This is a genomic window from Methylomusa anaerophila, from assembly GCF_003966895.1.
In the GTDB taxonomy this organism is placed as follows: Bacteria; Bacillota; Negativicutes; order Sporomusales; family Sporomusaceae; genus Methylomusa; species Methylomusa anaerophila.
Genome location: NZ_AP018449.1, coordinates 4,191,898 through 4,214,526, shown reverse-complemented (window position 1 = coordinate 4,214,526; position 22,629 = coordinate 4,191,898). Strand labels below are relative to the sequence as shown.

At 43.6% G+C, this 22,629-nt stretch carries 28 protein-coding genes; all 28 read left to right on the top strand.

Going from position 1 to position 22,629, the window contains the following annotated elements; all coding sequences use genetic code 11:
• Positions 1-56 precede the first annotated feature (56 nt).
• Complete coding sequence (gene xerC / locus MAMMFC1_RS19255) at positions 57-995, top strand: tyrosine recombinase XerC (protein ID WP_126310056.1); 939 nt, start codon at positions 57-59, stop codon at positions 993-995.
• A 24-nt stretch (positions 996-1,019) separates the two neighbouring features.
• Positions 1,020-1,550 (top strand): ATP-dependent protease subunit HslV, encoded by a 531-nt coding sequence (gene hslV / locus MAMMFC1_RS19250; RefSeq protein WP_126310055.1) that lies wholly within the window; start codon positions 1,020-1,022, stop codon positions 1,548-1,550.
• 19 nt (positions 1,551-1,569) lie between these two features.
• Positions 1,570-2,964, top strand: coding sequence for an ATP-dependent protease ATPase subunit HslU (gene hslU, locus MAMMFC1_RS19245; protein ID WP_126310791.1), 1,395 nt, complete (start codon positions 1,570-1,572; stop codon positions 2,962-2,964).
• A 26-nt stretch (positions 2,965-2,990) separates the two neighbouring features.
• Positions 2,991-3,776 (top strand): GTP-sensing pleiotropic transcriptional regulator CodY, encoded by a 786-nt coding sequence (codY, locus tag MAMMFC1_RS19240; protein ID WP_126310054.1) that lies wholly within the window; start codon positions 2,991-2,993, stop codon positions 3,774-3,776.
• Complete coding sequence (flgB, locus tag MAMMFC1_RS22490) at positions 3,742-4,443, top strand: flagellar basal body rod protein FlgB (protein ID WP_232035555.1); 702 nt, start codon at positions 3,742-3,744, stop codon at positions 4,441-4,443. The genes codY and flgB overlap by 35 nt, the downstream gene beginning before the upstream one ends.
• A 2-nt stretch (positions 4,444-4,445) precedes the next feature.
• A complete protein-coding gene (gene flgC / locus MAMMFC1_RS19230) occupies positions 4,446-4,883 on the top strand; it encodes a flagellar basal body rod protein FlgC (RefSeq protein WP_126310053.1) in 438 nt (145 codons plus the stop codon).
• A 12-nt stretch (positions 4,884-4,895) separates the two neighbouring features.
• Complete coding sequence (gene fliE / locus MAMMFC1_RS19225; protein ID WP_126310052.1) at positions 4,896-5,201, top strand: flagellar hook-basal body complex protein FliE; 306 nt, start codon at positions 4,896-4,898, stop codon at positions 5,199-5,201.
• 87 nt (positions 5,202-5,288) lie between these two features.
• The gene (fliF, locus tag MAMMFC1_RS19220; RefSeq protein ID WP_126310051.1) at positions 5,289-6,827 is read left to right on the top strand and encodes a flagellar basal-body MS-ring/collar protein FliF; all 1,539 of its coding nucleotides are present in this window, start codon (positions 5,289-5,291) and stop codon (positions 6,825-6,827) included.
• Positions 6,828-6,845: 18 nt separating this feature from the next.
• The gene (gene fliG / locus MAMMFC1_RS19215) at positions 6,846-7,856 is read left to right on the top strand and encodes a flagellar motor switch protein FliG (protein WP_126310050.1); all 1,011 of its coding nucleotides are present in this window, start codon (positions 6,846-6,848) and stop codon (positions 7,854-7,856) included.
• Positions 7,849-8,625 carry a FliH/SctL family protein gene (locus tag MAMMFC1_RS19210; RefSeq protein ID WP_126310049.1) on the top strand — a complete coding sequence of 259 codons (777 nt, stop codon included), beginning with the start codon at positions 7,849-7,851 and terminating at the stop codon, positions 8,623-8,625. The genes fliG and MAMMFC1_RS19210 overlap by 8 nt, the downstream gene beginning before the upstream one ends.
• A complete protein-coding gene (gene fliI / locus MAMMFC1_RS19205) occupies positions 8,625-9,947 on the top strand; it encodes a flagellar protein export ATPase FliI (RefSeq protein WP_126310787.1) in 1,323 nt (440 codons plus the stop codon). The genes MAMMFC1_RS19210 and fliI overlap by 1 nt, the downstream gene beginning before the upstream one ends.
• Positions 9,948-9,976: 29 nt before the next feature.
• On the top strand, positions 9,977-10,432 hold the full coding sequence (gene fliJ / locus MAMMFC1_RS19200; protein WP_126310048.1) for a flagellar export protein FliJ: 456 nt from the start codon (positions 9,977-9,979) through the stop codon (positions 10,430-10,432).
• Between the two features lie 159 nt (positions 10,433-10,591).
• On the top strand, positions 10,592-10,969 hold the full coding sequence (locus MAMMFC1_RS19195; RefSeq protein WP_232035554.1) for a lytic transglycosylase domain-containing protein: 378 nt from the start codon (positions 10,592-10,594) through the stop codon (positions 10,967-10,969).
• Between the two features lie 17 nt (positions 10,970-10,986).
• The gene (locus MAMMFC1_RS19190) at positions 10,987-11,616 is read left to right on the top strand and encodes a MotE family protein (protein ID WP_126310046.1); all 630 of its coding nucleotides are present in this window, start codon (positions 10,987-10,989) and stop codon (positions 11,614-11,616) included.
• A 35-nt stretch (positions 11,617-11,651) separates the two neighbouring features.
• Complete coding sequence (locus tag MAMMFC1_RS19185) at positions 11,652-13,259, top strand: flagellar hook-length control protein FliK (RefSeq protein ID WP_126310045.1); 1,608 nt, start codon at positions 11,652-11,654, stop codon at positions 13,257-13,259.
• 38 nt (positions 13,260-13,297) lie between these two features.
• A complete protein-coding gene (flgD, locus tag MAMMFC1_RS19180; RefSeq protein WP_126310785.1) occupies positions 13,298-13,687 on the top strand; it encodes a flagellar hook assembly protein FlgD in 390 nt (129 codons plus the stop codon).
• 33 nt (positions 13,688-13,720) lie between these two features.
• Complete coding sequence (locus tag MAMMFC1_RS19175; RefSeq protein WP_126310044.1) at positions 13,721-14,113, top strand: TIGR02530 family flagellar biosynthesis protein; 393 nt, start codon at positions 13,721-13,723, stop codon at positions 14,111-14,113.
• Between the two features lie 87 nt (positions 14,114-14,200).
• Positions 14,201-15,511 carry a flagellar hook protein FlgE gene (locus MAMMFC1_RS19170; protein ID WP_126310043.1) on the top strand — a complete coding sequence of 437 codons (1,311 nt, stop codon included), beginning with the start codon at positions 14,201-14,203 and terminating at the stop codon, positions 15,509-15,511.
• A 109-nt stretch (positions 15,512-15,620) separates the two neighbouring features.
• Complete coding sequence (locus MAMMFC1_RS19165; protein WP_126310042.1) at positions 15,621-15,818, top strand: flagellar FlbD family protein; 198 nt, start codon at positions 15,621-15,623, stop codon at positions 15,816-15,818.
• A 33-nt stretch (positions 15,819-15,851) separates the two neighbouring features.
• Positions 15,852-16,328 (top strand): flagellar basal body-associated FliL family protein, encoded by a 477-nt coding sequence (locus MAMMFC1_RS19160; RefSeq protein ID WP_232035553.1) that lies wholly within the window; start codon positions 15,852-15,854, stop codon positions 16,326-16,328.
• Between the two features lie 93 nt (positions 16,329-16,421).
• On the top strand, positions 16,422-17,426 hold the full coding sequence (gene fliM, locus MAMMFC1_RS19155) for a flagellar motor switch protein FliM (protein ID WP_126310041.1): 1,005 nt from the start codon (positions 16,422-16,424) through the stop codon (positions 17,424-17,426).
• The gene (fliY, locus tag MAMMFC1_RS19150; protein ID WP_126310040.1) at positions 17,419-18,555 is read left to right on the top strand and encodes a flagellar motor switch phosphatase FliY; all 1,137 of its coding nucleotides are present in this window, start codon (positions 17,419-17,421) and stop codon (positions 18,553-18,555) included. Before fliM ends, fliY begins: the two co-directional genes overlap by 8 nt.
• A gap of 71 nt (positions 18,556-18,626) precedes the next feature.
• Entirely contained in the window at positions 18,627-18,989 is a 363-nt protein-coding gene (locus MAMMFC1_RS19145; RefSeq protein WP_126310039.1) for a response regulator, read from the top strand.
• 11 nt (positions 18,990-19,000) lie between these two features.
• Positions 19,001-19,570, top strand: a complete 570-nt coding sequence (fliO, locus tag MAMMFC1_RS19140; protein ID WP_126310038.1) for a flagellar biosynthetic protein FliO — start codon at positions 19,001-19,003, stop codon at positions 19,568-19,570.
• Positions 19,571-19,618: 48 nt separating this feature from the next.
• On the top strand, positions 19,619-20,341 hold the full coding sequence (gene fliP, locus MAMMFC1_RS19135) for a flagellar type III secretion system pore protein FliP (RefSeq protein ID WP_197724017.1): 723 nt from the start codon (positions 19,619-19,621) through the stop codon (positions 20,339-20,341).
• Between the two features lie 21 nt (positions 20,342-20,362).
• Positions 20,363-20,632, top strand: a complete 270-nt coding sequence (gene fliQ / locus MAMMFC1_RS19130) for a flagellar biosynthesis protein FliQ (RefSeq protein ID WP_126310037.1) — start codon at positions 20,363-20,365, stop codon at positions 20,630-20,632.
• 101 nt (positions 20,633-20,733) lie between these two features.
• Positions 20,734-21,501: a flagellar biosynthetic protein FliR gene (gene fliR, locus MAMMFC1_RS19125; protein WP_232035551.1), complete on the top strand. Its 768-nt coding sequence runs from the start codon at positions 20,734-20,736 to the stop codon at positions 21,499-21,501.
• Between the two features lie 61 nt (positions 21,502-21,562).
• Positions 21,563-22,624 carry a flagellar biosynthesis protein FlhB gene (gene flhB, locus MAMMFC1_RS19120; protein WP_232035549.1) on the top strand — a complete coding sequence of 354 codons (1,062 nt, stop codon included), beginning with the start codon at positions 21,563-21,565 and terminating at the stop codon, positions 22,622-22,624.
• Positions 22,625-22,629 lie beyond the last annotated feature (5 nt).

The following is a 22,629-nucleotide window of genomic DNA, read 5'->3' as shown; positions in this document are numbered from 1 at the left end:
TGGATAAAAATTTAACAAAATTTTAAAAATTTAAATTTTGTTTTGGGCAGGAAGCTATGACTAATTCTGATAAACTGGAACAAGCATATAGGTTATTGGATAAATTTATTTTTTATTTAAAAGTTGAAAAAAACGCATCACCTCATACTGTAAAAAATTACCAAGCAGACTTGCTGCATTTCCTTACCTTTGCCGAAACATCGGGTAGTACTGCATATCTTCTTTTTCCTGACATTTCTCCTATACATATCCGAAGTTACCTGGCGAATCTGAAAGGCGAAAACTACGCCAGATCTACTATAATGCGGAAGATTGCAGCTTTAAGATCTTTTTTTCGCTACCTGTGCCGAGAAAACATTCTCATAGAAAACCCATGTAATTCGATACGTACTCCGAAGCTAGAAAAAAAACTGCCGGAATTTTTAGATGCAATAGAAATGGAAGATTTACTTCAATTACCGGCCGGGGACCCATTCGGCATTCGTGACAAGGCTTTACTGGAATTTTTGTATGCAACCGGTGTTCGGGTAAGTGAAGTTGCCGGACTTACTTTAAAGGACGTCGATTTAGTTAGCCGCTGTGTTCTGGTCTCGGGCAAAGGATCAAAAGAACGTATCGTTTTAATGGGAAGATCGGCCGCGGCAGCTCTGGAGCAATATTTACTCCAATCCCGCCCGCATTTTTACTGCAATAGAAATTTGACGTCTATTCGCGAGCATGATACTTTTTTTGTGAATAATAAGGGAGGAGCATTGACAGATCGGAGTATAAGAAGGATAGTTTCGAAATATGTCCATATATTGGCTATAGCCAAAAAAGTAAGTCCGCATACCATTCGCCATACCTTTGCAACACACCTGCTTGACAACGGGGCTGATTTAAGGACTGTCCAAGAATTACTGGGCCATGTGAATCTTTCAACCACTCAACTTTACACCCACGTTACAACTGCAAGATTAAAAGCTGCGTATAAAGGAGCTCACCCACGGGCATGAAAATTCTGAAACGGAGGTGTTACCATGTTTCACGCAACTACGATTGTTGCGGTTCGGCACGAGGGACGAACCGCCATTGGCGGCGACGGACAGGTTACCTTTGGTGGTAACACTGTTATGAAACATAATGCAAAAAAAGTTCGCCGTCTTTATAATGGGAAAGTTTTGGCAGGATTTGCCGGATCTGTAGCTGACGCTTTTACATTGTTTACTAAATTTGAGGGAAAGCTCGATGAATATAATGGAAATATGATGCGCGCTGCTGTTGAGCTGGCGAAAGAGTGGCGGATGGATCGGGTTTTAAGAAGGCTGGAAGCTTTATTGATTGTTGTAGATTCGGAGCATTTACTGATCATCTCAGGAAATGGCGAGGTCATAGAGCCCGACGACGGCATAACCGCCATCGGTTCGGGAGGACCATATGCACTGGCGGCAGCCCGGGCCTTATTAAAATATTCAACACTGACAGTGGCGGAGATTGTCTATAACGCACTGGAAATTGCTGCCGGAATCTGCGTGTACACTAACAACCATATTACTGTGGAAGAACTTTGAATTTTTAGGGGGGATGAGTTTGCAAGAACTAACGCCTAAACAAATCGTTGCCGAACTTGACAAGTTTATTATCGGTCAGCGGCAAGCTAAAAAATCGGTGGCTATAGCATTAAGGAATCGATGGCGGAGTAAAAGACTTCCTGATGCGATAAAGGAAGAAATTATTCCCAAAAATATATTAATGATAGGACCTACCGGAGTAGGTAAGACAGAAATTGCCAGGCGTTTAGCAAAGCTGGTCAATGCTCCCTTTGTGAAAGTTGAAGCTACTAAATTTACTGAAATTGGTTATGTTGGCCGTGATGTCGAATCTATGGTTCGTGATCTGGTTGAAACTTCTATTCGTATGGTAAAACAGGATAAAATGACGGAGGTTATGGATAAGGCAAGAGAGCTTGCTAACGAGCGTATAGTTGAGTATTTTGTGCCGTCTGGCAAAAAAGAAAGTCCGCGGAATCCTTTTGAGATTCTGTTTGCCGGCGGCACAGCAGCTAATCCGTCCAAACAGGAAGGCTCTGAAGAAGAACCCGCCCTTGAAACGGGACGTAAATGGTGGAGAACACGTCTTGAGAGCGGTGAATTGGAGGAGGAACTGATTGAAATAACGGTTGAGGATAATTCGCAACCTGTTATGGGGATGTTTGCCGGCTCGGGCATTGAGGAGATGGGTATCAATATTCAGGACATGTTAGGGAATTTGTTACCCAAGAAACAAAAAAGGCGAAAAGTAAGTGTGGCAAATGCGCGTAAAATCTTTATCCAGGAAGAAGCTCAAAAACTTATTGACATGGATGAAGTGACTATGCAAGCTGTCGCTATAGCTGAAAACTCTGGTATAATTTTTCTTGATGAAATTGATAAAATAGCAGGACGAGGACATTCTTCAGGCCCTGATGTTTCGCGGGAGGGTGTACAGCGTGATATTCTGCCGATAGTCGAAGGGTCAACTGTGGTGACAAAATACGGTCCTGTAAAAACGGACCATATATTGTTTATCGCGGCGGGAGCTTTCCATGTATCTAAGCCATCTGATCTTATACCTGAGCTTCAAGGAAGATTTCCGATTCGGGTCGAATTAACCAACCTATCGAAAGAAGATTTTAAACAAATACTGACAGAACCTGCAAATGCCTTAATTAAGCAGTATGTAAGCCTTTTGGAAACAGAAGGGATAGCAATTTCATTTTCCGAGGATGCTATCGATGAATTGGCTGAGACGGCATCTAAGGTAAATGCTCAAACAGAAAATATCGGCGCTCGAAGGCTACATACCATATTGGAAAAATTATTGGAAGATCTGGCGTATGAGGCGCCCGATGTAAAGGAAAAAACGGTAACAATTGATCGGTTATATGTAAAACAAAAATTGGATCCTATTGTTGTGAACCAAGACTTAAGTCATTTTATATTATGAGATTGATGTCGAAAGGCGGGAATTAAATGTCGTTGTTATTGGAACGTACTCGTGCGATTAACAAACTGCTTCAAAAGTCGGAGAATGTGGAATATGGCGAGATTTCTCACGTACTAAGCGATGTTATGGCCGCAAACGTTTATATTGTAAACAAGGATGGAACTATATTAGGCTATGCTCTTCTCGATGATTTTGAATGTGATGTCATGAAAGATAAGGTATTGCAAAAAGGTCTGTTTCCTGAACGTTATGTAGAATGGTTGCTAAAAATTGATCAGACGTCTCCCAATCTTCCTCTTGAAGCTGGGGAGTGCACTTTTAGCAGTGGCGTTCAATGCCTGTTCAATGACAAATTTACTACAATTGTGCCAATTCATGGGGTTGGCGAGAGAATTGCCACCTTGATCGTGGCCAAATTTCATAATCAATTTACAGATGATGACTTAATCCTGGCAGAATACGGGGCAACTGTCGTCGGGATGGAAATATTAAGAGACCGCAGTGGAAAGATTGAGGAAGAGGCTCGTAAGAAAGCTACCGTACAAGTTGCTTTGGGGACTTTGTCTTATTCCGAGCTGGAAGCTGTGATGCATATACTAAGTGAACTGGAAGGCAATGAAGGGCTGCTTGTTGCAAGTAAGATTGCCGATCGGGTCGGTATAACCCGTTCTGTAATCGTAAATGCTTTACGGAAATTTGAAAGTGCCGGTGTCATTGAGTCTAAATCCTTGGGGATGAAAGGCACGTATATAAAGGTGTTGAACGAGCGTTTGCTTGATGAGCTTAAGAAGCTCAAAAACAACAATAAATGACAAGCAAGCAACAATTTTTGTCGAAATTTGGCGGCCGTTTATAAAAAAACGGCCGTTTTTTGTTGAATTACAACAAAATAAGACAAAAGACCTATGCCAAGTTAATGAATACATAACAATATCAGAAAGGATTTTTGCGAGAAATGGAGAACTATGCATAAGATTGGAATTGAATTTTACAAAATACATCATAATTCCACAAAATTGGTTATTATTCTGGGAGATAATTATGGGGGGTTTGCAGGTGCTAAATTCGCTTGTAGGGTCGACTCAAGTTAAAGTGCTGGAGCAGGCTTTGAATGCGTCATCATTCCGTCAGCGGGTTATTAGTAACAATATTGCGAATGTGGATACACCGGGTTTCAAGAAAAGTGAGGTTAGTTTTGAAGATCAGCTGAATAAGGCAATCGGTGTGAATAATGAAAAGAAATTGCCTTTGGTTAGAACGAATGGACGCCACTTGCCTCTACCACTGCAAGGTACCGATATTGCGCCGGAAATTCAAACAATAACGAATACATCACTCAGAAACGACGGGAATAATGTTGATATTGATATTGAAATGGCAAGTCTTGCAAAGAACAGTATATATTACGACGCTTTAGCCCAGCAAATGAATCGCTATTTTTCCGGAATTAAATCGGCTATTAATGAAGGGAGGCGATAGTAATGAATATGTTCCGGGCTATTGACTGCGCAGCATCCGGAATGACTGCCGAGCGTCTTCGAATGGATGTTATTTCCAACAATATTGCTAACGTTAATACCACTCGGACTGCTGCCGGCGGGCCTTACCGGCGGCAAATGGTAGTTTTCGAACCGCGAGAGGGGCAGATGTCATTTGGAGAGATGTTATCTAACAACATGGAGACAGTAGGGTCCGGCGTACGGGTAGTGGAAATTAGCAAAGATGATTCTCCGCCTAAACTGGTTTTTGATCCTAATCATCCTGATGCAAACCGTGATGGTTATGTAGAAATGCCGAACGTAAATATAGTTGCAGAAATGGTGGATATGATTACCGCTACGCGGGCTTATGAAGCGAATGTTGCAACCGTTAATGCTGCCAAGAGTATGGCTGCCAAGGCTTTGGAAATTGGTAAATAAGGGGGGAACTAAGTGGGGATTGAGCAGTTGGCGCTACAACCGGTAACCGGCAGAATTGCTCCCGAAATTAATACTGCTGTTAGTACAGAAAAACCTGAAAAGCCATTTACACAATTCTTATCTGAAGCATTAAGTGAAGTTAATAACTTGCAACAGCAATCACGACAAGCCTCTTTGAATTTGGCCCTGGGTAAAATTCAGGATATTTCAGAAGTAACAATTGCGGCCGAGAAGGCATCCGTAGCTTTACAACTTACCATGCAGGTACGCAGCAAGATAATTGACGCTTACCAGGAAGTAATGAGAATGCAGGTATGATAATTGTTGAATTACGCGACATACCTACTCGAACAAAACAGTCACAACTATTCTGGATACTTTTCCTGAATTGAAAGGGTGGAGACCATGGCCGAGTGGAAGGAACAGTCTCTGCGACTGTGGCAAAATCTAAGCAAAAAACAGCGATACTTTATCATTGGCTCAGCGGTATTTATTTTTTTGGCGATTTTAGTTTGGAGCTATTGGTGGGGCGGCAGGCCTGACAATGTGCCCTTATTTACTAATTTAGACGCTAAGGATGCAGGTGAAGTCGCTGCTAAGCTAAAAGAAATGAAAATCCCTTATGAAATCGGGAATAATGGGTCTGCCATTCTGGTTTCCTCCAAAGACGTGCATAAGGTTCGATTGGAACTGGCCCGACAAGGTTTACCGCGGGGAAATAAGGGATTCGAATTGTTTGACCAAAATAAGTTTGGGGCTACCGAATTTCAGAATAAAGTCAATCTATTACAGGCTATTCAGGGAGAGTTGACTCGGACCATTGAGCAGATGGACGAGGTTGAGAAAGCTAGGGTACATATTGTAATGCCTGAAGACAGCCTGTATAAAAAGAATGAAAAACCCGCTACCGCTTCTATTATGTTAAAATTACGCCCCTCGGCCCAACTTACTCATGATCAAATAAAGGGAATCGTGAATTTGGTTGCTCACAGCGTGCAGGGGCTGAAACCGGAAAACATTACTGTTGTTGACAATTATGCCAGAGTTTTAAATGACCAGGGCGATTCGCCGCAATCAGCCGGACCGCAAACGCTGACCCAATTTGATTTGACAAAAAAAATACAAGATGAATTGCAAAAGAATGTGCAGTCTTTGCTGGACCAAACCATCGGGGTTGGACGGTCGGCGGCGCGAGTAAATGTGGAATTGAATTTCGATCAGCGTACTTTTGACAAACAGACTTTTGAGCCAGTGGTTGATGACAAAGGCATTATACGAAGCTCACAGGAATTAGCTGAAAATTATAATGGAACCACTCCTAATCCGGTGGGGGGAGTGCCGGGTACGACAACAAATATTCCTGGCTATGTAACAAGCAATAATACTCAATCCAATTATGAGAAAAAAGAAGTTACCCGTAATTATGAAATTAATGAAACTAAGGAAAAAGTGGTCAGTGCCCCGGGAACAATTAAACGGCTTACTGTTGCCGTTTTAGTCGATACCGCTGTACCAAGGCCGCAGCAGGACAGCATTGCGAGAACCGTAGCGTCTGCTATTGGCATTAATGCCAGCCGGGGCGATACGATTGCTGTGGAAAGCATCCCCTTCGGCAACGATGTATTGGACAAGCAGCGAAAAGACGAAGAAGAGCTGGCTAAACAGCAACAGCAAGCATTTTTGTTAAAAGCAGGCTTGGTTGTGCTGGCCATCCTTGTTGCTCTGTACTTACTGCGACTGTACGTACAACGTCGTCAAAAAGAAGAAGCAAAAGCTGCGGCTTTCGAGTCGCAGACATTGGATGAGTTGGCTGCGGCCGAAGATGAAGCGTTTATTTCCCAATCAGAAGAAAGAGATGAGACGCGTCGATCCATCGAGAAATTAGCTAAATCCAGACCGGAAGAAGTTGCTCAGCTCTTAAAAGCTTGGCTGGCCGAGGAATAGTAGATGGGGGGTAACATAATGTATCAATCAAATGAATTGACCGGCAAACAGAAGGCGGCAATTCTTTTGATTGCTTTAGGACCTGATATATCCGCCCAGGTGCTTAAGCACATGCGTGAAGAGGAAATTGAAAAATTGACCCTTGAGATAGCCAACCAACGAAAACTTTCCCAGGAAGTAAAGGATAAAGTGCTAAACGAGTTTCACCAAATGTGTTTGGCTAAAGAATATATCACGACCGGTGGACTTGACTATGCCCGCGAAATATTGGAAAAGGCTTTAGGGGCGGAAAAAGCGGTAAATATCATAAACCGCTTAACAACCAGTTTGCAAATTCGACCCTTTGATTTCGCCCGCAAGACTGACCCGGCGCAACTATTAAATTTTATTCAGAATGAACACCCGCAGACTATTGCCTTGATTATGGCATATCTTCAGCCTGAACAAGCGGCAGCTATCATTTCTGCGTTACCGCCGGAAAGACAGGTTGATGTGGCTAAGCGTATTGCTACCATGGACCGTACGTCACCGGATGTAATTAAAGACGTGGAGAGAATCTTAGAGCGAAAGCTTTCGTCCTTAGTAACCCAGGATTTTACCGCAGCCGGCGGGGTGGACTCCATTGTTGAGGTATTAAACAGAGTTGACCGCAGTACAGAACGGACTATCATCGAAAACCTGGAAGTTCAAAATCCGGAATTAGCCGAAGAGATCAAGAAACGGATGTTCGTCTTTGAAGATATTGTCTTGCTTGACGACCGTTCGCTGCAACTGGTACTGCGGGAGATTGACAACAAGGATTTGGCATTGGCTTTAAAAGCTTCTTCCGAGGACGTATCCAGTAAGATCTATAAAAATATTTCCAAACGCGCCGGTGAAATGTTGCGCGACGAGATTGAATATATGGGACCTGTCCGCATCAGGGATGTGGAAGAGGCCCAGCAAAAAATCGTTAATAATATCCGGCGTCTCGAAGAATCCGGCGAGATAATTGTTTCACGTGGTAAAGGGGACGAAATAATTGTCTAACTTGTTTAAAATTGTATCAGTAAATCATACTCCGGTTATTATTGAAAGTATTGTATTTCCCGAACAGGGACCTGAAAATGATTCTGAGCCTGAGCCGAAATTGGAACCGGAATTTGATTACGCCGCCGCTAGGGAAGAAATGGAGCTATGTATTAATGAGGCTAAAATTGAAGCGCAGAGAATAGTCGCCGCGGCAGAAGAGAAAGCGCAACATTTAATGGATGAAACCCAAATACAGGCAGAAGCGATAAAACAACAGGCGTATAAGGAATCCTATGACTTGGGTAAGCAAGAGGGCTATGAAAACGGCAATCTCGAGGCCCGTGAAGAAATGAAGCAGGCAATTCACACTGCAGCCGAGAAGGCGCAAAAAATTATTTCCACCGCCGAGCAAGAAGCAGTAAATATGATTACAGATGCCGAACGAAAAATCATAGATATGGCGGTAGCCATTGCCCGTAAAATTGTGGCGCGGGAACTTGAAGAAAACCCAACTGCGATTTTACCTATAGTTAAGGAAGCGCTGAATAAAGTTCGTGATCAGGAAAGCGTCACTGTTCGTGTTAATCCGGAAGACTTTGAAATGGTGCTCATGGCCAAGGGCGATCTGCAAATGATGATGGGAAACGAGCAAGCCGTTTCCATTGTATCAGATCAGACCGTCGCTGCCGGCGGCTGTGTTGTCGATACAGCTTTCGGCACAGTGGACGCAAGGTTGGACACTAAATTTGAAATGATACACAAAGCCATTCAGGATGTGTCGCCGTGATCGCAAAATTCAGCGCCGATAAATATTTGTCGGCAATTCACAATGCTGACTCCCTTAAATTGAATGGCCGGATAACGCAAATAATTGGCCTGGTAATAGAATCGCAAGGGCCAAACGTCAATCTGGGCGAACTGTGTTATATTTATCCGCGGGGTAATAGTTTGCCCATCCCGGCAGAGGTTGTTGGTTTTAGACAAGGTCGGGTGCTGCTAATGCCTATTGGCGAAATCCAGGGCATTGGACCCGGCTGTGAAGTGATTTCCGGGCATAGAACCCTAAAAGTAAACGTTGGCCGTCAGTTGCTGGGTAGAATTCTGGATGGTCTTGGCAACCCGATTGACGGGCAGGGGCCATTGTATACCAATATACAATATCCCCTTCATACTTTACCGCCGCCTCCCTTAACCCGCCGACGCATAACGGAAAAATTATCGGTTGGCATTCGATCGATTGATGGTTTGCTTACCATAGGGCGTGGCCAGAGAATAGGTATTATGGCCGGTAGCGGAGTCGGTAAGAGCACCCTGCTTGGCATGATCGCCAGAAATACTGAGGCTGACGTTAGTGTAATCGCGCTAGTTGGGGAACGCGGCCGAGAAGTTAGAGAGTTTATTGAACGGGATTTAGGCGAAGAAGGCTTACGGCGTTCGGTTGTGATTGTTGCAACTTCGGACCAGCCGGCTTTGGTCAGGATTAAGGGGGCACTGACCGCAACTGCAGTTGCCGAGTTCTTCCGCGACCAAGGATTAGATGTTATTTTGATGATGGATTCCGTTACCCGGTTTGCTTCCGCCCAGCGCGAAGTTGGGCTGACTGTCGGCGAACCTCCTGCTACAAGAGGCTATACACCTTCTGTTTTTGCCATGTTACCTAAACTTCTTGAACGTTCCGGAACCGGTGATACCGGCTCAATAACCGGCATTTATACGGTCCTTGTTGATGGCGATGATATGAATGAACCGATCGCTGATGCTGTTCGCAGCATTCTTGACGGACATATTGTCCTATCCCGCAATCTGGCGGCCCGGAACCACTATCCTGCCGTTGATGTACTTGCCAGTGTAAGCAGGATTATGGCGGAGATAGCAGATGAGGAGCATTTGCGTTCAGCCCAACGCCTTAGAACACTGCTGGCAGTTTATAAAGAGGCTGAGGATCTTATTAATATTGGCGCCTACGTAAGCGGAAGCAATTCTAATATTGATCAGGCCATTACCTGTATTCAAGCTATCAAAGATTTTTTACGGCAGGACGTTTATGACTGCACTTCCCTGGCGGAAACACTGCAGCGATTAAAGTCGGTTGAGTTACCGACAAATTGAGTTTAACAGAACTTGGAGTGTCATTTTGAATGAAAATATTTCAATTCCGGCTGGAAACCCTGCTCAGATTCCGGCGGATACAGGAAGAAAAGGCACAAATCAAGCTGGCTGAAGCTAGCAACAGGTTGAACGCCGAACAGGAACTGTTAAATAATTTGGAGGCCAGCATGCTCAGGGTGATGAAACTGCAAACCACCCAACAGCTAAGTTATCCCAAAATAGAAATCCTTCAGATGACCGACAATTTTATTAATAAGGTTAAACAGGACCTTGTTGTTCAGACTGAAAAAGTAAATCAAGCGACTAGTTGCCGTCAAGATTGCCTTCAGGTATTGGAAGATGCTATGAAGAAAAGAAAAATAGTAGATAATCTACGGAATAAACGGTTAGAGCAATACCGGGAAGAACTCCTGCACGAGGAGCAAAAATATCTTGACGAGATTGGAACGCAAATAAGTGTACGGGACAAAGAGAGTGTGATCTAGATGAACGGTGTTAACCAGGTTATTGAAAAAATAAGGAATATAGAAAATCGCTTTGGGCCGCATGCAAAGGCTGCAAATCATTCACTGAATTTTGCCTCGCTTTTTGAGGCGGCACAAAAAAGCTCCCCGAAAACAACTGCAATATCCGGGGACAGCACAATGAACAGTGATATTGCATCGATAGTGCATTCTGCTGCTTTAAAATATGGTGTTAATCCTATGCTAGCCTTGGCTGTTGCCAAAACCGAATCCAATCTGGCGCCTGACGCTGTATCGCCGGCAGGAGCGGCAGGCGTTATGCAATTAATGCCTGAAACTGCCAGCGAACTAGGAATTCAAAACATCGCCGACCCCCGGGAAAATATTGATGGCGGGGTACGATACCTAAAGCAAATGTTAAATATTTTCAATGGGGACGTCAATAAGGCTGTGGCAGCTTATAATGCCGGACCGCAAGCTGTTAAGCAGTATGGTGGTATACCTCCTTACAGAGAGACACAGGAATACGTTGCCAGAGTAAGTATGCTGGCAAAATAGGGGTGTCATGAACTAACATGGCTGAAAAAGGATTAGATTCCCAAACCAGGCGGGATAGCCCAGTTGAGCAGTCACCGTCAAATAAGAAACGAGGCAGACTCTTTAAAATTATCGCTGTTTCACTTTTACTTATTATGGTAGTCGGGGTTGGCTTTGCGGTGGGAATATATTTAAGGCTTATTGACATGCAAAAAATCGCTGATGACATGAAGCTCCATGAATATCCGGTTGTTGGCAGGTATTTTGCAAAGCCGCAGACCAATTTTGAACCGGTCGACTTGGACGATAAAACCAGTACCAATACGGTTGTTCCCAATCCCAGGGTATTAACGCCGGACAATATTCCGGCCGGGCTTGATCCCAACCAGGCCAATGTTCTCACTTTGGAAGATATTCAAAAAGAAACAAAACAAAAACAACAGGAAGAAGCCAAAAGGTGGTCCAAGATGGCTCGCCTTTATGACAGTATGAAACCGGCAGAGGCCGCTGCAATCCTGAAACAGCTGGATGATAATACTGTTACGGCTATTTTAAATAAAATGGAAGACGAGCAAGTAGCGAAAATTTTAGCGCTTTTTGATCCCGCCAAGGCTGCTGATTTAACCCGTGAGATGCTTAAAGGTCAAAAACAGCCCCTTGAGCCTTGACTATCTAATCATTAGGGAAAGGAGGTGAAAAATATATGGCTACCGTTCAGTTTCCCGGAATGCAGGCACCCGTTGCCGCCACAAATAACAATAACAGCCGCAGTAGGTACCAATCCAATCCCCAAGATAGTTTTTCAGAAAGACTTAACCACGCAGTTACAAATGCTTCCCAGCAAAATACTCCCACTGCAGCGAAAGAGCAAGGTCAACCGTCTAATGCCGAGACAGCCAATAATGCTGCAAATTCCGGACAACAGCAGGCTGTCAATAATAAACCGGAAGAAAAAGTTGTGACCGAAACTAAATCAAATTCTGAACAGGCCAACGCAGAGAAACAACAAGGCGCCGATGGTGACGCGAAAGAAAACAACAATAGTTCCGACCAGGCCAATCCGGCCGGAATCAATCCTTTGGCCTTACAATTGGCGGCTCAAATTCCAGCCGGGTTATCGGCGGCTTTTACGGTTGAATTGGGATCTGCGGATAGTGCCGGTTCAGTTCAGTTGAATGCAGGCACAGTACCTAATAATCAAATCAATGCGGCAGGTAATGGCGTGATGCCGGTCAATCCTTCTAAGGAATTTGACCAGGCCTTCGCCCAGAGTTTGGCTGATGCTGCCGGCGAATTGTCAGGTTCGGCGACAACAGGCGGCCAAATCATACCACAGGCAACCGTTTCGCAAACCGCTTCACAGGCAGCCGTTGCTGCGGGAGAAATTTTACAAGCCGCATTGACACAGAATCAGCAGCCTGTAAAGATTGTTGCCGGCCTGGGCCAGACAAATCCGGATGAGCAGAATCAACCCCGGAGTTCTAAGCAACCGGTTAATCTTGCTGCACCAACAAACGTTAGTAACAGTTTGCTTAATCAAGGGAATAGTCTTTCGATAAATGCCGCTTCCGCTTCCGCTGCTGCTATCAATCCCCAACCCACTCTGGATCTTAAGAATAGTGATGCAGGCGAGAAGCTCGCCGTTGAACCTGCTGCAATGTCAGTGAATGAAAAAATTACGCCAATTATTGCGGCGGCTAAAGAGAATCATGGTGGTTTTCAAGACACATTGGGCTTGTCTTTAGCTTTACCAAATGCGGATGGTTCAGATGCAGTAAGTCCGCAAAATCCTCACACCTTTAGTTTTGAAGCTACGCTGCAAAATTATGTCAGCGAAACGGCAGCATCGGCTGAAAATTCGGTTGTTAAACCGACAACCAAAGACGACTATCAGGTCATGAACCAAATTGTACAGCAAGCGAAGTTGATCAATCGGCCTAACAATCCGGAAATGATTATTAAACTTAAGCCTGAACATCTTGGCGAATTGATATTAAAGATTTCGGTTGACAGCGGGGTTGTAACTGCCAGTTTCCACTCAAATAACGCTGAAGTTCGCAGTATTATTGAGTCATCTCTGCCTCAGCTTAAGCAAGATTTGGCCAACAGCGGTTTAAAAGTGGATAATGTTAGTGTGTACGCAGGCCTTAACGAGTTTTTGCCCAATAATGGCAGAAGTTATGCCCAGCAACAATTTACTTTTCAGCCACTGGGGAAAAAACAGGCTGATGAGCTTGTTGAAACCGTAGAATCTGGAATAGTTTCCAGTGGGCCCAGCAGTCCGGATGCCGGTATTGACTACCGGGTATAAAATATTTTTGCACAGTTTCAGTTTTAGGAGGTGAAATGATGAGTTCAATTTATGTTAATACTGATAACTCAACAAATAACAGTACTACCCCAACAACTGCAAAGGCAAATGATGAATTGGGAAAGAACGACTTCCTAAAGTTGCTGATTACCCAGTTGCAGTACCAAGATCCTATGAGTCCGATGGAAGACAAGGACTTTATCGCGCAAATGGCCCAGTTTTCCAGTCTGGAACAAATGCAGAACATGAATAGCAGTATGCTGACTACACAGGCGACGGCCTTAATCGGAAAAGATATCAGCTGGACCGATGCTGACGGTTATTTGCAAACCGGGACCGTTAGCCTGGTTAAGATTGTTAATGGTACGCCGCAACTTCAGGTTGGTGATCAGGTCGTTAAATTGGAGAATGTGACAGCAATTGCCTAGGCCGCTATCTGTCGCGTGAGGAGGTAAGGTGCCATGACAGATAATTTCAAGTACCAGTCCATACAGCCACTGCAGCCGGTTGCACCTGCAACTAAACCTCAGAATGCCAATAACGCGAACAAAGTTAATGCCAATAGTGCAACCTTTAATCAGCTTCTTACCCAGGAACTGGGGGTAAAATTTTCCCAGCATGCGCTGCAACGGATGGAGAGCCGTAAAATTCAACTGGATAACGATCAAATGAACAAGTTGAATCAAGCTGTGGATAAAGCGGCGCAGAAAGGGGCTAAGGAAGCTCTGATTCTTATGGACAGTGCTTTGGCCTTGGTGGTAAGCGTAAAAAACCGAACGGTTATTACTGCTGTGGATGGCGCCAATATTAAGGATAACGTTTTTACCAATATCGACAGTGCGGTAATTATTTAAGGCTGGACCTCTGGCGAGGGAGTCTTTCACTGCCGAATGACAGACGCAGTGGCACATGTTTATTATTTGAGGAGGTCGTTTTCAACTATGATGCGCTCATTGTTTTCCGGCGTTGCCGGCTTGAAAAATCATCAAACCCGGATGGACGTTATCGGCAATAACATTGCCAACGTCAATACCGTTGGCTTCAAGGCTTCCCGCGTTACCTTCCAGGATGTGTTAAGCCAAACCATGCAGGGCGCTTCAGCGCCGCAAGGCGACCGGGGCGGCAGCAACCCGATGCAGGTCGGTCTTGGCGTGGGTGTCGCCAGTATCGACACTCTCTTCACCGAAAGCAGCTTTCAACCGACAGGCAAGCAGGAAGACCTGGCCATTCAGGGCAATGGCTTGTTTATTTTGGCTGACGGCAACAATCAGTACTATACCCGGGCGGGGAATTTTGACTATGACACATTGGGCAATTACACTATGCAAGGTAACGGTCTGAAAGTTCAGGGCTGGATGGCGGATGCAAACGGTGTGATAGACACTAGCACACCGCTGACAGGAATTACCATTCCTGTGGGCCAGGCCATGCCGGCAAAAGCAACAAGCGATCCAGTTCCGGCCAGTTTTCCCAAGGGTGGCGTAACTTTTCAAGGCAACTTAGCGGCAGACGTAGAAACTACTGCGGTTGATCCCAATGCTTCCCTCACAAATACCACAATAACCGTTTATGACGCCCAGGGGAACGCACATAAGATTGGTGGTACATTTGCTAAAACAGGTGCGAATACTTGGACTTGGACCCCTAATGCAACGGCGGATACCGGGGCAACGGTCGCTGGTGCTTCAACAATAGTATTCGATGCCGCTACTGGCAGATGCTTCGATACTACGACAAGTACTTACGAAGGTGCTACAGTTATTGGTGCGATTACGGTAACACCAGTTGCACCGATTGGAGCACCCGCATTTACGTTTAATCCTGATTTTTCCGCTTTAACTCAGTTCGGTGGAGAAAGTACAGCTAACTCCGTTACACAGACCGGGTACGCGGCTGGGTCACTTTTGAACAAAACGATCAGTACCGACGGGGTTATTACCGGACGCTTCTCTAACGGTATGTCAATGGATTTGGCCCAAATAGCAATGGCTACCTTCAATAATCCTGGTGGTCTTGTTAAAGAAGCTGATACTTTATTTTCTAAGTCAAACAATTCGGGTGAACCGAGAATTGGCATTGCCAACACCGGTGGCCGCGGATCCTTTAGGCCAGAATCCTTGGAAATGTCCAATGTGAATTTAGCTGAAGAGTTTAGTAATATGATTATTACCCAGCGCGGTTTCCAGGCAAATTCCCGAATTATTACCACTACGGATGAAATGCTGCAGGATCTCACTAATCTTAAACGGTAAATAGCAAATATATAGATATAATTTTGTTAGTTTATTTTTGGCGGGAGGACAACCTCCCTCCCGCCCTTGATTTTTAAAAAGTCTGATTAAAGACTTGGAGGAGAAAAGCATGATAAAAGTCACCCGCTTAAAATCACAGGACAGAGAGTTGGTGCTGAACGCCGAGTTGATTGAGACCATTGAAGAAACTCCTGATACCGTGATAACGCTGACGAATGGGAAAAAATTGATTGTGGAAGAGTCCATGGATGAAATCGTACATAGGGTTATGGATTATCGAAGGGCTTTGTATCGCAATCTGCGATAGACAGTATGCCGAATTAGCATTGGAGGTGCGATAGTGGCCGAGGAAGAAAACGGAAAAAAGATGTCGATGACGCTGGTCGTCACTCTCATTGTAATAGGTCTAATATTAGCCGGAGGTATTTCGTATCTGATAGCCACCAAGGTTGTTGCGGATAAGTCGGTTGATCGCAAAGGCCAGCATGAACTCGGGGATTTAATCAGACTTGGCGATGCCAAGGATGGTCTTGTTTTAAATATTGGGGGTGTAAATAGCGGCCGGTATTTAAAGATCGGTTTAATCGTCGGGTTAAGGCCGGACAAGAAGGTTACCCTCCGGGAGGGCAAAATGCCATCGCCGGAGGAAGTGAGAATTCTTGATACAACCGTATATGTACTGCGTTCACAAAAACTGGAAGGCTTTGATCCAGCCAAGCAAGAACAACTGAAGGAATTGTTAAAAAACGAAATTAATAAGAATCTTGGTGACGACTGGGTAGCAGAAGTCTATATTACTAATTTCGTTTTACAGTAGAATCCAATAGTTTCTTTTAGTATAATAAACTTATACAAGGAAAAAAATGACGAATATTATCATTTTAAAGTGGCTTGGAAGGAGGGGGAGTTATTGGCCGGGTCAGATGTATTGTCCCAGTCGGAAATAGATGACCTGTTATCCGCACTATCAACTGGTGTTGTTTCCGCCGAAGAAATTAAAACCGAACAAAGGCAACGCAAGATTAAGATTTACGATTTTAAGCGGCCGGACAAGTTTTCCAAAGATCAAATTCGCACTATTTACATGTTGCATGAGAATTTTGCCCGGTTGATCAATACTTATCTTTCGGCGCATCTGCGGACTATCGTGCACGTTGATGTTGCATCAGTTGACCAATTAACTTATGAGGAATTTATCAGGTCTTTGCCAAACCCTAGCGTTATCAGTATTTTTCAGATGAGACCCTTAAAAGGTAATGCCATATTGGAAATTAATCCCAATATTATATTGGCTCTCATTGACAGGCTGTTTGGCGGACCCGGATTATCACCCGCTAAACCTAGACCGCTTACGGATATTGAGGAAGTAATTGTTCGTCGAGTTATTAACAAAGCGCTGGAAAGTATGCAGGAAGCATGGAAGCAGGTTTTTGTAATCGAACCCAGATTGGATGCAATTGAAACCAATCCTCAGTTTACGCAGATTGTACCGCCGAACGATATGGTTGTGCTTGTCACTTTACAGGCTAAAATTGGTCAGGCGGAAGGATTTATTAGTATATGTATCCCTTATTTGATGCTTGAACCTATTATGTCTAAACTGACCACTACTTTTTGGGTGGCATCATCCATGGCTAAGCAGTCGTCGCCGGAAATGATGAGTGTTTTGCAGCGTAAGCTTGAAAAAACCCGGATTCCCGCAATTGTGGAGTTAGGACAAGTCAGCATAACAGTCCAGGAATTGCTGAATTTAGCTGTCGGTGACGTTCTGCAGCTGAATTCGAGGACTAATGATGATTTAAGTGTAATCATCGGTACTCGCGAAAAGTTTAAATGTAAACCAGGTGTTTCAGGAAATAGGACAGCCGTGCAGATTACACAAATAATTTCCCAGGGAGATGATAATGATGAGTGATGGATTCTTGTCGCAAGAAGAAATCGACGCTTTACTGAGAGGGGAGCCTGCCGCACCGGCAACTTCAGCTGCATCTGAATCTCCCGCATCTCCGGAAATACCCAATCTCAATGATATGGAAAATGATGCTTTGGGGGAAATCGGGAACATATCCATGGGCACTGCCGCGACTACCCTCTCGGTATTGCTGGGAAGACGCGTGTCGATTACTACCCCGAGAGTATGTATTTCTTCCATTGAAGAGATAAAAAAGCAGTATCCCTTGCCATATCTGGTTATTGAGGTCGGTTATACCCAGGGGGTTCTCGGAAGTAACATTTTAGCAATGAAAGAGCAGGACGCCTTGATTATTGCTGATCTGATGATGGGGGGCGATGGGACAAACCCGCCTACAGAGATAAATGAACTATACATGAGTGCCGTTACCGAAGCAATGAACCAAATGATGGGATCAACAGCCACATCGATTTCGACTATCTTTAAGAAAAAAGTAGATATTGCTCCGCCTAAGGTAAATTTGCTCGATTTCTCAAACAATCCGGCTATCTCGGACTTAATTTCCGACCAGGAACCTATTGTCAGAGTTGCCTTCCGTATGGAAGTAGAGGATATTATCGATAGCGAATTGATGCAAATCATTCCTATCAAAGTGGCGAAAGAGATGGTGAATAACCTTATGGAAGCTGTGAAACAACAGCCAGGTGCGCCGCAGAACCCAGCTGCACCGCAAGCAACCGTTGCGCCAGCTCAACAGCAGCAGCCGATTGCGCCGGCGCCATCTCTCTCCGTGCCAAAAGCTCAGCCGGTTCAAAGCGTCACTGTTCAGCCCGTACAGTTTGCTCCCCTTAAACCTTCCGTTGCGATGAGCGATACTAATATCGGGCTTATACTTGACGTACCTTTACAGGTCACGGTTGAGCTTGGCCGTACCCGGAAATTGATTCGCGAGATTCTTGAACTTGCTCCGGGCTCAGTTGTTGAACTAGATAAACTTGCAGGTGAACCGGTTGATATTCTTGTTAACGGCAAGATGATTGCCAAAGGTGAAGTAGTTGTCATCGACGAAAATTTTGGTGTTCGTATTACAGATATTGTGAGCCAAATTGATCGGGTAAACAATCTGCAATAAATAGGAATGGATATAATTCTGCCGGTTTATAACTCAATCAGTATTATTATCGAATAAGGAGAGGTCTGCTAATGGCTATAAAGGTCTTGATTGTTGACGATGCAGCATTTATGAGAATGATGATTAAAGATATTTTATCCAAAAACGGTTATGAAATTGCAGGTGAAGCTGAAAATGGACTTAAAGCTGTTGAAAAATTTCAAGAATTGCGCCCTGATTTAACAACTATGGATATTACGATGCCTGAAATGGATGGTATTACTGCTGTCAAACAAATTAAAAACATTGATGCCAACGCCAAAATAATTATGTGTAGCGCCATGGGTCAACAGGCTATGGTAATAGAAGCAATTCAATCAGGCGCGCGAGACTTTATAGTAAAACCGTTTCAACCTGACCGGGTATTAGAGGCTGTCCGTAAGGCCGTTGGGTAAGAACGACGTAAATGAACATTACCCATTTATTTGGCAATATGCTTGTCTGGATGTTACCGTTTTTGGTGTTGACCGGTCAGGTATTTGCAGATGATCAAAGCAATCATTATCTTAATTATCAGGCACCTCAATCAACCACAATCTCGTGGTTTAATACCAGCGCCTATGTAGGCTCACTTTTTCTTACATTTTTGCTTGTAGTTGGACTTGCCTATCTTACTTCCCGATTATTGGCAAATAAATTAGGTACTGGTTTCGGAACGGGGGAAAGCAAAATATATGCTTCCCTTTCTATGGGACCAAATCGTGGGATTTATGTGGTAGAGATTGCTGGAAAATACCTAATTCTGGGTGTGACTGACCATAGTATAACCTTGCTGAAAGAGATAACTGCTGTAGAAGAGATTGAGCAACTTAAAACGAATCATGTTTCCCATTTGCCAAGTGGTGAATTTAGCACTATGTTTCATCGGCACCTTGCCTCTCTACAACAAATGTCGAATAAGTTTCCTTCTGTTTTTGGGTCTTACTTATACCCGGAGAATAAGAGGGGAAATGAAAACGAACGGGAGAAGAGGTAAAAAGATGTGGTGACGCGTATAAAGATTGTTCTTGCTATTTTTGCGCTTATGTTCGTTTTGGTTATCCCCCATTCGGCATTAGCTGCGCCTCTTATCCCCGTGCCAAATCTAAATATTGGAGTTGAGGCCGCGAATAATCCCCAGGATGTCGCGTTAAGTTTACAGATATTATTTACGTTAACTGTGCTGTCTTTGGCGCCGTCAATTCTTATCATGATGACTTCCTTTACCCGGATCATAATCGTTCTATCATTTATACGCAGTGCTCTCGCAACGCAACAGGTTCCTCCCAACCAGATTTTGATTGGGTTAGCTTTATTCTTAACATTCTTTACCATGTCTCCTTATTTTGAACAAATAAATAATAATGCCTTGCAGCCTTATTTGGCTGGAACGATGGATCAGGAAAGCGCTATGACCCAGGGGATGAAACCAATGCGGGAATTTATGCTTAAACAGACCCGTGAAAATGACTTGGCTTTATTTGTTAATTTATCTGACAAAGAACGCCCGAATTCGCCGGAAGATGTACCCGCAAGTGTGCTGATTCCAGCATTTATTATTAGCGAGCTAAAAACGGCCTTTCAAATTGGTTTTCTGATTTATATACCTTTTATTGTAATCGATATGGTTGTGGCTAGCACCTTAATGGCAATGGGTATGATGATGGTGCCGCCGGTTATGATATCGCTGCCGTTTAAAATTCTATTGTTTATATTGGTGGACGGCTGGCACTTAATTATTAGATCGTTGGTTACAAGTTTCAATTAACGATGACAGAGGAGTTCTCATATGTCAGGAGATATGGCTATTCAAATTGGTCGCGACGCTTTAGCCATGGTCATGTTGGTTTCTGCACCGATGCTCGGGCTAGGATTGATAGTAGGGGTGCTGGTAAGTATTTTTCAAGCTACAACTCAGATTCAAGAACAGTCACTTGCATTTATCCCGAAAATAATTGCTGTTTTTTTTGCCGTATTAATTTTCGGGCCCTGGATGCTGAAGATACTCACCGATTATACTCGTGATATATTTATTAGCTTACCGAACTTAATTAAATAGAAAGTTGTTTTAAATGTAACAAGGTACTAGGACCGATTTGAGTTAGAATTGCGGATATTCTACGATAGGTGGTAGACTGTTATTTGGACTTGTATGCTATTATGCAAAATCAGTTTGGATTATTTTTACTTGTTTTTGCCCGTATAAGTGGAATATTTTCCGTCGCTCCGATTTTTGGTTCCCGCAATATTCCCTTAGCTGTTAAAGCAGGGATGTCTTTATTGTTAACCTACATATTAGTACCTCTCCTTGCGTATCCCGATTTTACCATTCCTAATGCATTATTTGCTTACATTTTATTGGTTATCAGTGAGTTCTTAGTTGGTTTGATTATTGCATTTGCAGCTTCTATGGCCTTTAATGCTATACAGATGGCCGGTTCAATCATTGATACCCAAATTGGTTTTGGCATTGTTAATGTTTTGGATCCTCAGTTTGGACAGCAGACCCCTTTGATTGGCAACTTTAAATACATTTTGGCGCTAGTGATTTTTTTAACCACTAATAGTCATCATCTGTTGCTGTCTGCTTTGTTTTCCAGTTTCCAGCTGATACCGGTTACAAAAGCCGTCTATCATCCGAGTATATCTGATATTATAGTTAATATGGTAGTTGGCATCTTCGTAATCGCGTTAAAAATCAGCCTGCCGGTTCTGGTTTCCCTGTTGCTTACAGATGTGGCTTTAGGAATATTGTCCCGGACTATGCCGCAAATGAATATTTTTATAGTTGGCATGCCAGGCAAAATAATTGTCGGCATTTTTGTGCTATCTTTAGCGTTACCATTTTATATTATGTTTCTGGAGGTGGTTTTTAATGATATGTTCCGCAATATTTACCACCTCATGGCCAGTATGGGAAGATTATAACCATACGAAAGCTGATTTTAGACTATCTGGATCCAGGGCCTGGGTTTTCAATAACTTTGATTTGCAACTTTTTAGCGGTGAAAAAACGGAAGATGCTACCCCAAAACGCAAACAGGAGGCCCGTAAAAAAGGACAAGTTGCCAAAAGCATAGAGATTAACGCAGTTTTTGTTATTCTGGCCGCTTTTTTTACTCTGAAAATGTTAGGGCCGGTTATATATTCACAGCTGGAAGAGTATATGGTGCTTATTTTTTCCAATCTGGTAAAAAGTGATCTTACTATCCAGGCAGTACAAATCCTGTTTTTTGATTTAAGCTGGGTTATTGCCAAAACAATTTTGCCGCTGATGTTCGCGATTTCTGTAATAGCTTTGGCCGTTAACTTTATGCAGGTTGGCTTTATTTTTTCGCCGCAAATCCTTATGCCGGATCTTAGCAAACTTAATCCTATATCCGGTTTTCAACGGCTTTTTTCCAAGCGTTCTTTGGCCGAGCTGGTTAAATCTATATGCAAAGTAGCCGTCATTGGATATTTTATTTATCGTTTCGCCTTGATAAATGCTGCCCAAATTCCTAAGTTAATTAGTTTTGAGTTGATAGATTCACTAAAATTAGCCTCAACTCTTATTGTTGACTTGGTTTTTCAAATTATCGCCGTTATGTTTGTCTTAGCTGTTCTCGATTTTTTGTACCAATGGTGGGAACATAATCAAAGCTTAAAAATGTCCAAACAAGAGGTGAAAGAGGAATACAAACAGACCGAAGGCAACCCGCAAATAAAAGGAAAAATCAAAGAAAAGCAGCGCGCGTTAGCGATGCGGCGAATGATGCAACAGGTGCCTCAGGCCGATGTGGTTATTACCAATCCGGTACACCTGGCTATTGCCTTACAGTATGATAAAACCATGACGGCGCCGGTCGTTGTGGCGAAAGGGCAAGATTTTTTAGCTCAGCGGATTAAAGATATTGCCAGGGAGAATCGGGTAGTAATTGTGGAAAACAAACCGTTAGCCCGGGCTTTGTACCCAGTGGTGGAAATTGGCGAACCTATACCGCCGGAGTTGTACCAGGCAGTTGCGGAAGTATTGGCTCACGTATACCGTCTAAAAAAACGTTTGTCTTAGTTTAA

What these genes read in the sequence shown, in the direction of transcription:
- MAMMFC1_RS19175 (WP_126310044.1), top strand. Translation starts at nt 13,721, where the DNA reads ATGACAGATAATTTCAAGTACCAGTCCATACAGCCACTGCAGCCGGTT.
- MAMMFC1_RS19165 (WP_126310042.1), top strand. Translation starts at nt 15,621, where the DNA reads ATGATAAAAGTCACCCGCTTAAAATCACAGGACAGAGAGTTGGTGCTG.
- flgB (WP_232035555.1), top strand. Translation starts at nt 3,742, where the DNA reads ATGAGCTTAAGAAGCTCAAAAACAACAATAAATGACAAGCAAGCAACA.
- MAMMFC1_RS19190 (WP_126310046.1), top strand. Translation starts at nt 10,987, where the DNA reads ATGGCTGAAAAAGGATTAGATTCCCAAACCAGGCGGGATAGCCCAGTT.
- fliQ (WP_126310037.1), top strand. Translation starts at nt 20,363, where the DNA reads ATGTCAGGAGATATGGCTATTCAAATTGGTCGCGACGCTTTAGCCATG.
- fliJ (WP_126310048.1), top strand. Translation starts at nt 9,977, where the DNA reads ATGAAAATATTTCAATTCCGGCTGGAAACCCTGCTCAGATTCCGGCGG.
- fliF (WP_126310051.1), top strand. Translation starts at nt 5,289, where the DNA reads ATGGCCGAGTGGAAGGAACAGTCTCTGCGACTGTGGCAAAATCTAAGC.
- flgC (WP_126310053.1), top strand. Translation starts at nt 4,446, where the DNA reads ATGAATATGTTCCGGGCTATTGACTGCGCAGCATCCGGAATGACTGCC.
- fliP (WP_197724017.1), top strand. Translation starts at nt 19,619, where the DNA reads ATGTTCGTTTTGGTTATCCCCCATTCGGCATTAGCTGCGCCTCTTATC.
- xerC (WP_126310056.1), top strand. Translation starts at nt 57, where the DNA reads ATGACTAATTCTGATAAACTGGAACAAGCATATAGGTTATTGGATAAA.
- MAMMFC1_RS19145 (WP_126310039.1), top strand. Translation starts at nt 18,627, where the DNA reads ATGGCTATAAAGGTCTTGATTGTTGACGATGCAGCATTTATGAGAATG.
- MAMMFC1_RS19195 (WP_232035554.1), top strand. Translation starts at nt 10,592, where the DNA reads ATGAACAGTGATATTGCATCGATAGTGCATTCTGCTGCTTTAAAATAT.
- hslV (WP_126310055.1), top strand. Translation starts at nt 1,020, where the DNA reads ATGTTTCACGCAACTACGATTGTTGCGGTTCGGCACGAGGGACGAACC.
- codY (WP_126310054.1), top strand. Translation starts at nt 2,991, where the DNA reads ATGTCGTTGTTATTGGAACGTACTCGTGCGATTAACAAACTGCTTCAA.
- fliY (WP_126310040.1), top strand. Translation starts at nt 17,419, where the DNA reads ATGAGTGATGGATTCTTGTCGCAAGAAGAAATCGACGCTTTACTGAGA.
- fliR (WP_232035551.1), top strand. Translation starts at nt 20,734, where the DNA reads ATGCAAAATCAGTTTGGATTATTTTTACTTGTTTTTGCCCGTATAAGT.
- fliG (WP_126310050.1), top strand. Translation starts at nt 6,846, where the DNA reads ATGTATCAATCAAATGAATTGACCGGCAAACAGAAGGCGGCAATTCTT.
- MAMMFC1_RS19170 (WP_126310043.1), top strand. Translation starts at nt 14,201, where the DNA reads ATGATGCGCTCATTGTTTTCCGGCGTTGCCGGCTTGAAAAATCATCAA.
- fliO (WP_126310038.1), top strand. Translation starts at nt 19,001, where the DNA reads ATGAACATTACCCATTTATTTGGCAATATGCTTGTCTGGATGTTACCG.
- flgD (WP_126310785.1), top strand. Translation starts at nt 13,298, where the DNA reads ATGAGTTCAATTTATGTTAATACTGATAACTCAACAAATAACAGTACT.
- MAMMFC1_RS19185 (WP_126310045.1), top strand. Translation starts at nt 11,652, where the DNA reads ATGGCTACCGTTCAGTTTCCCGGAATGCAGGCACCCGTTGCCGCCACA.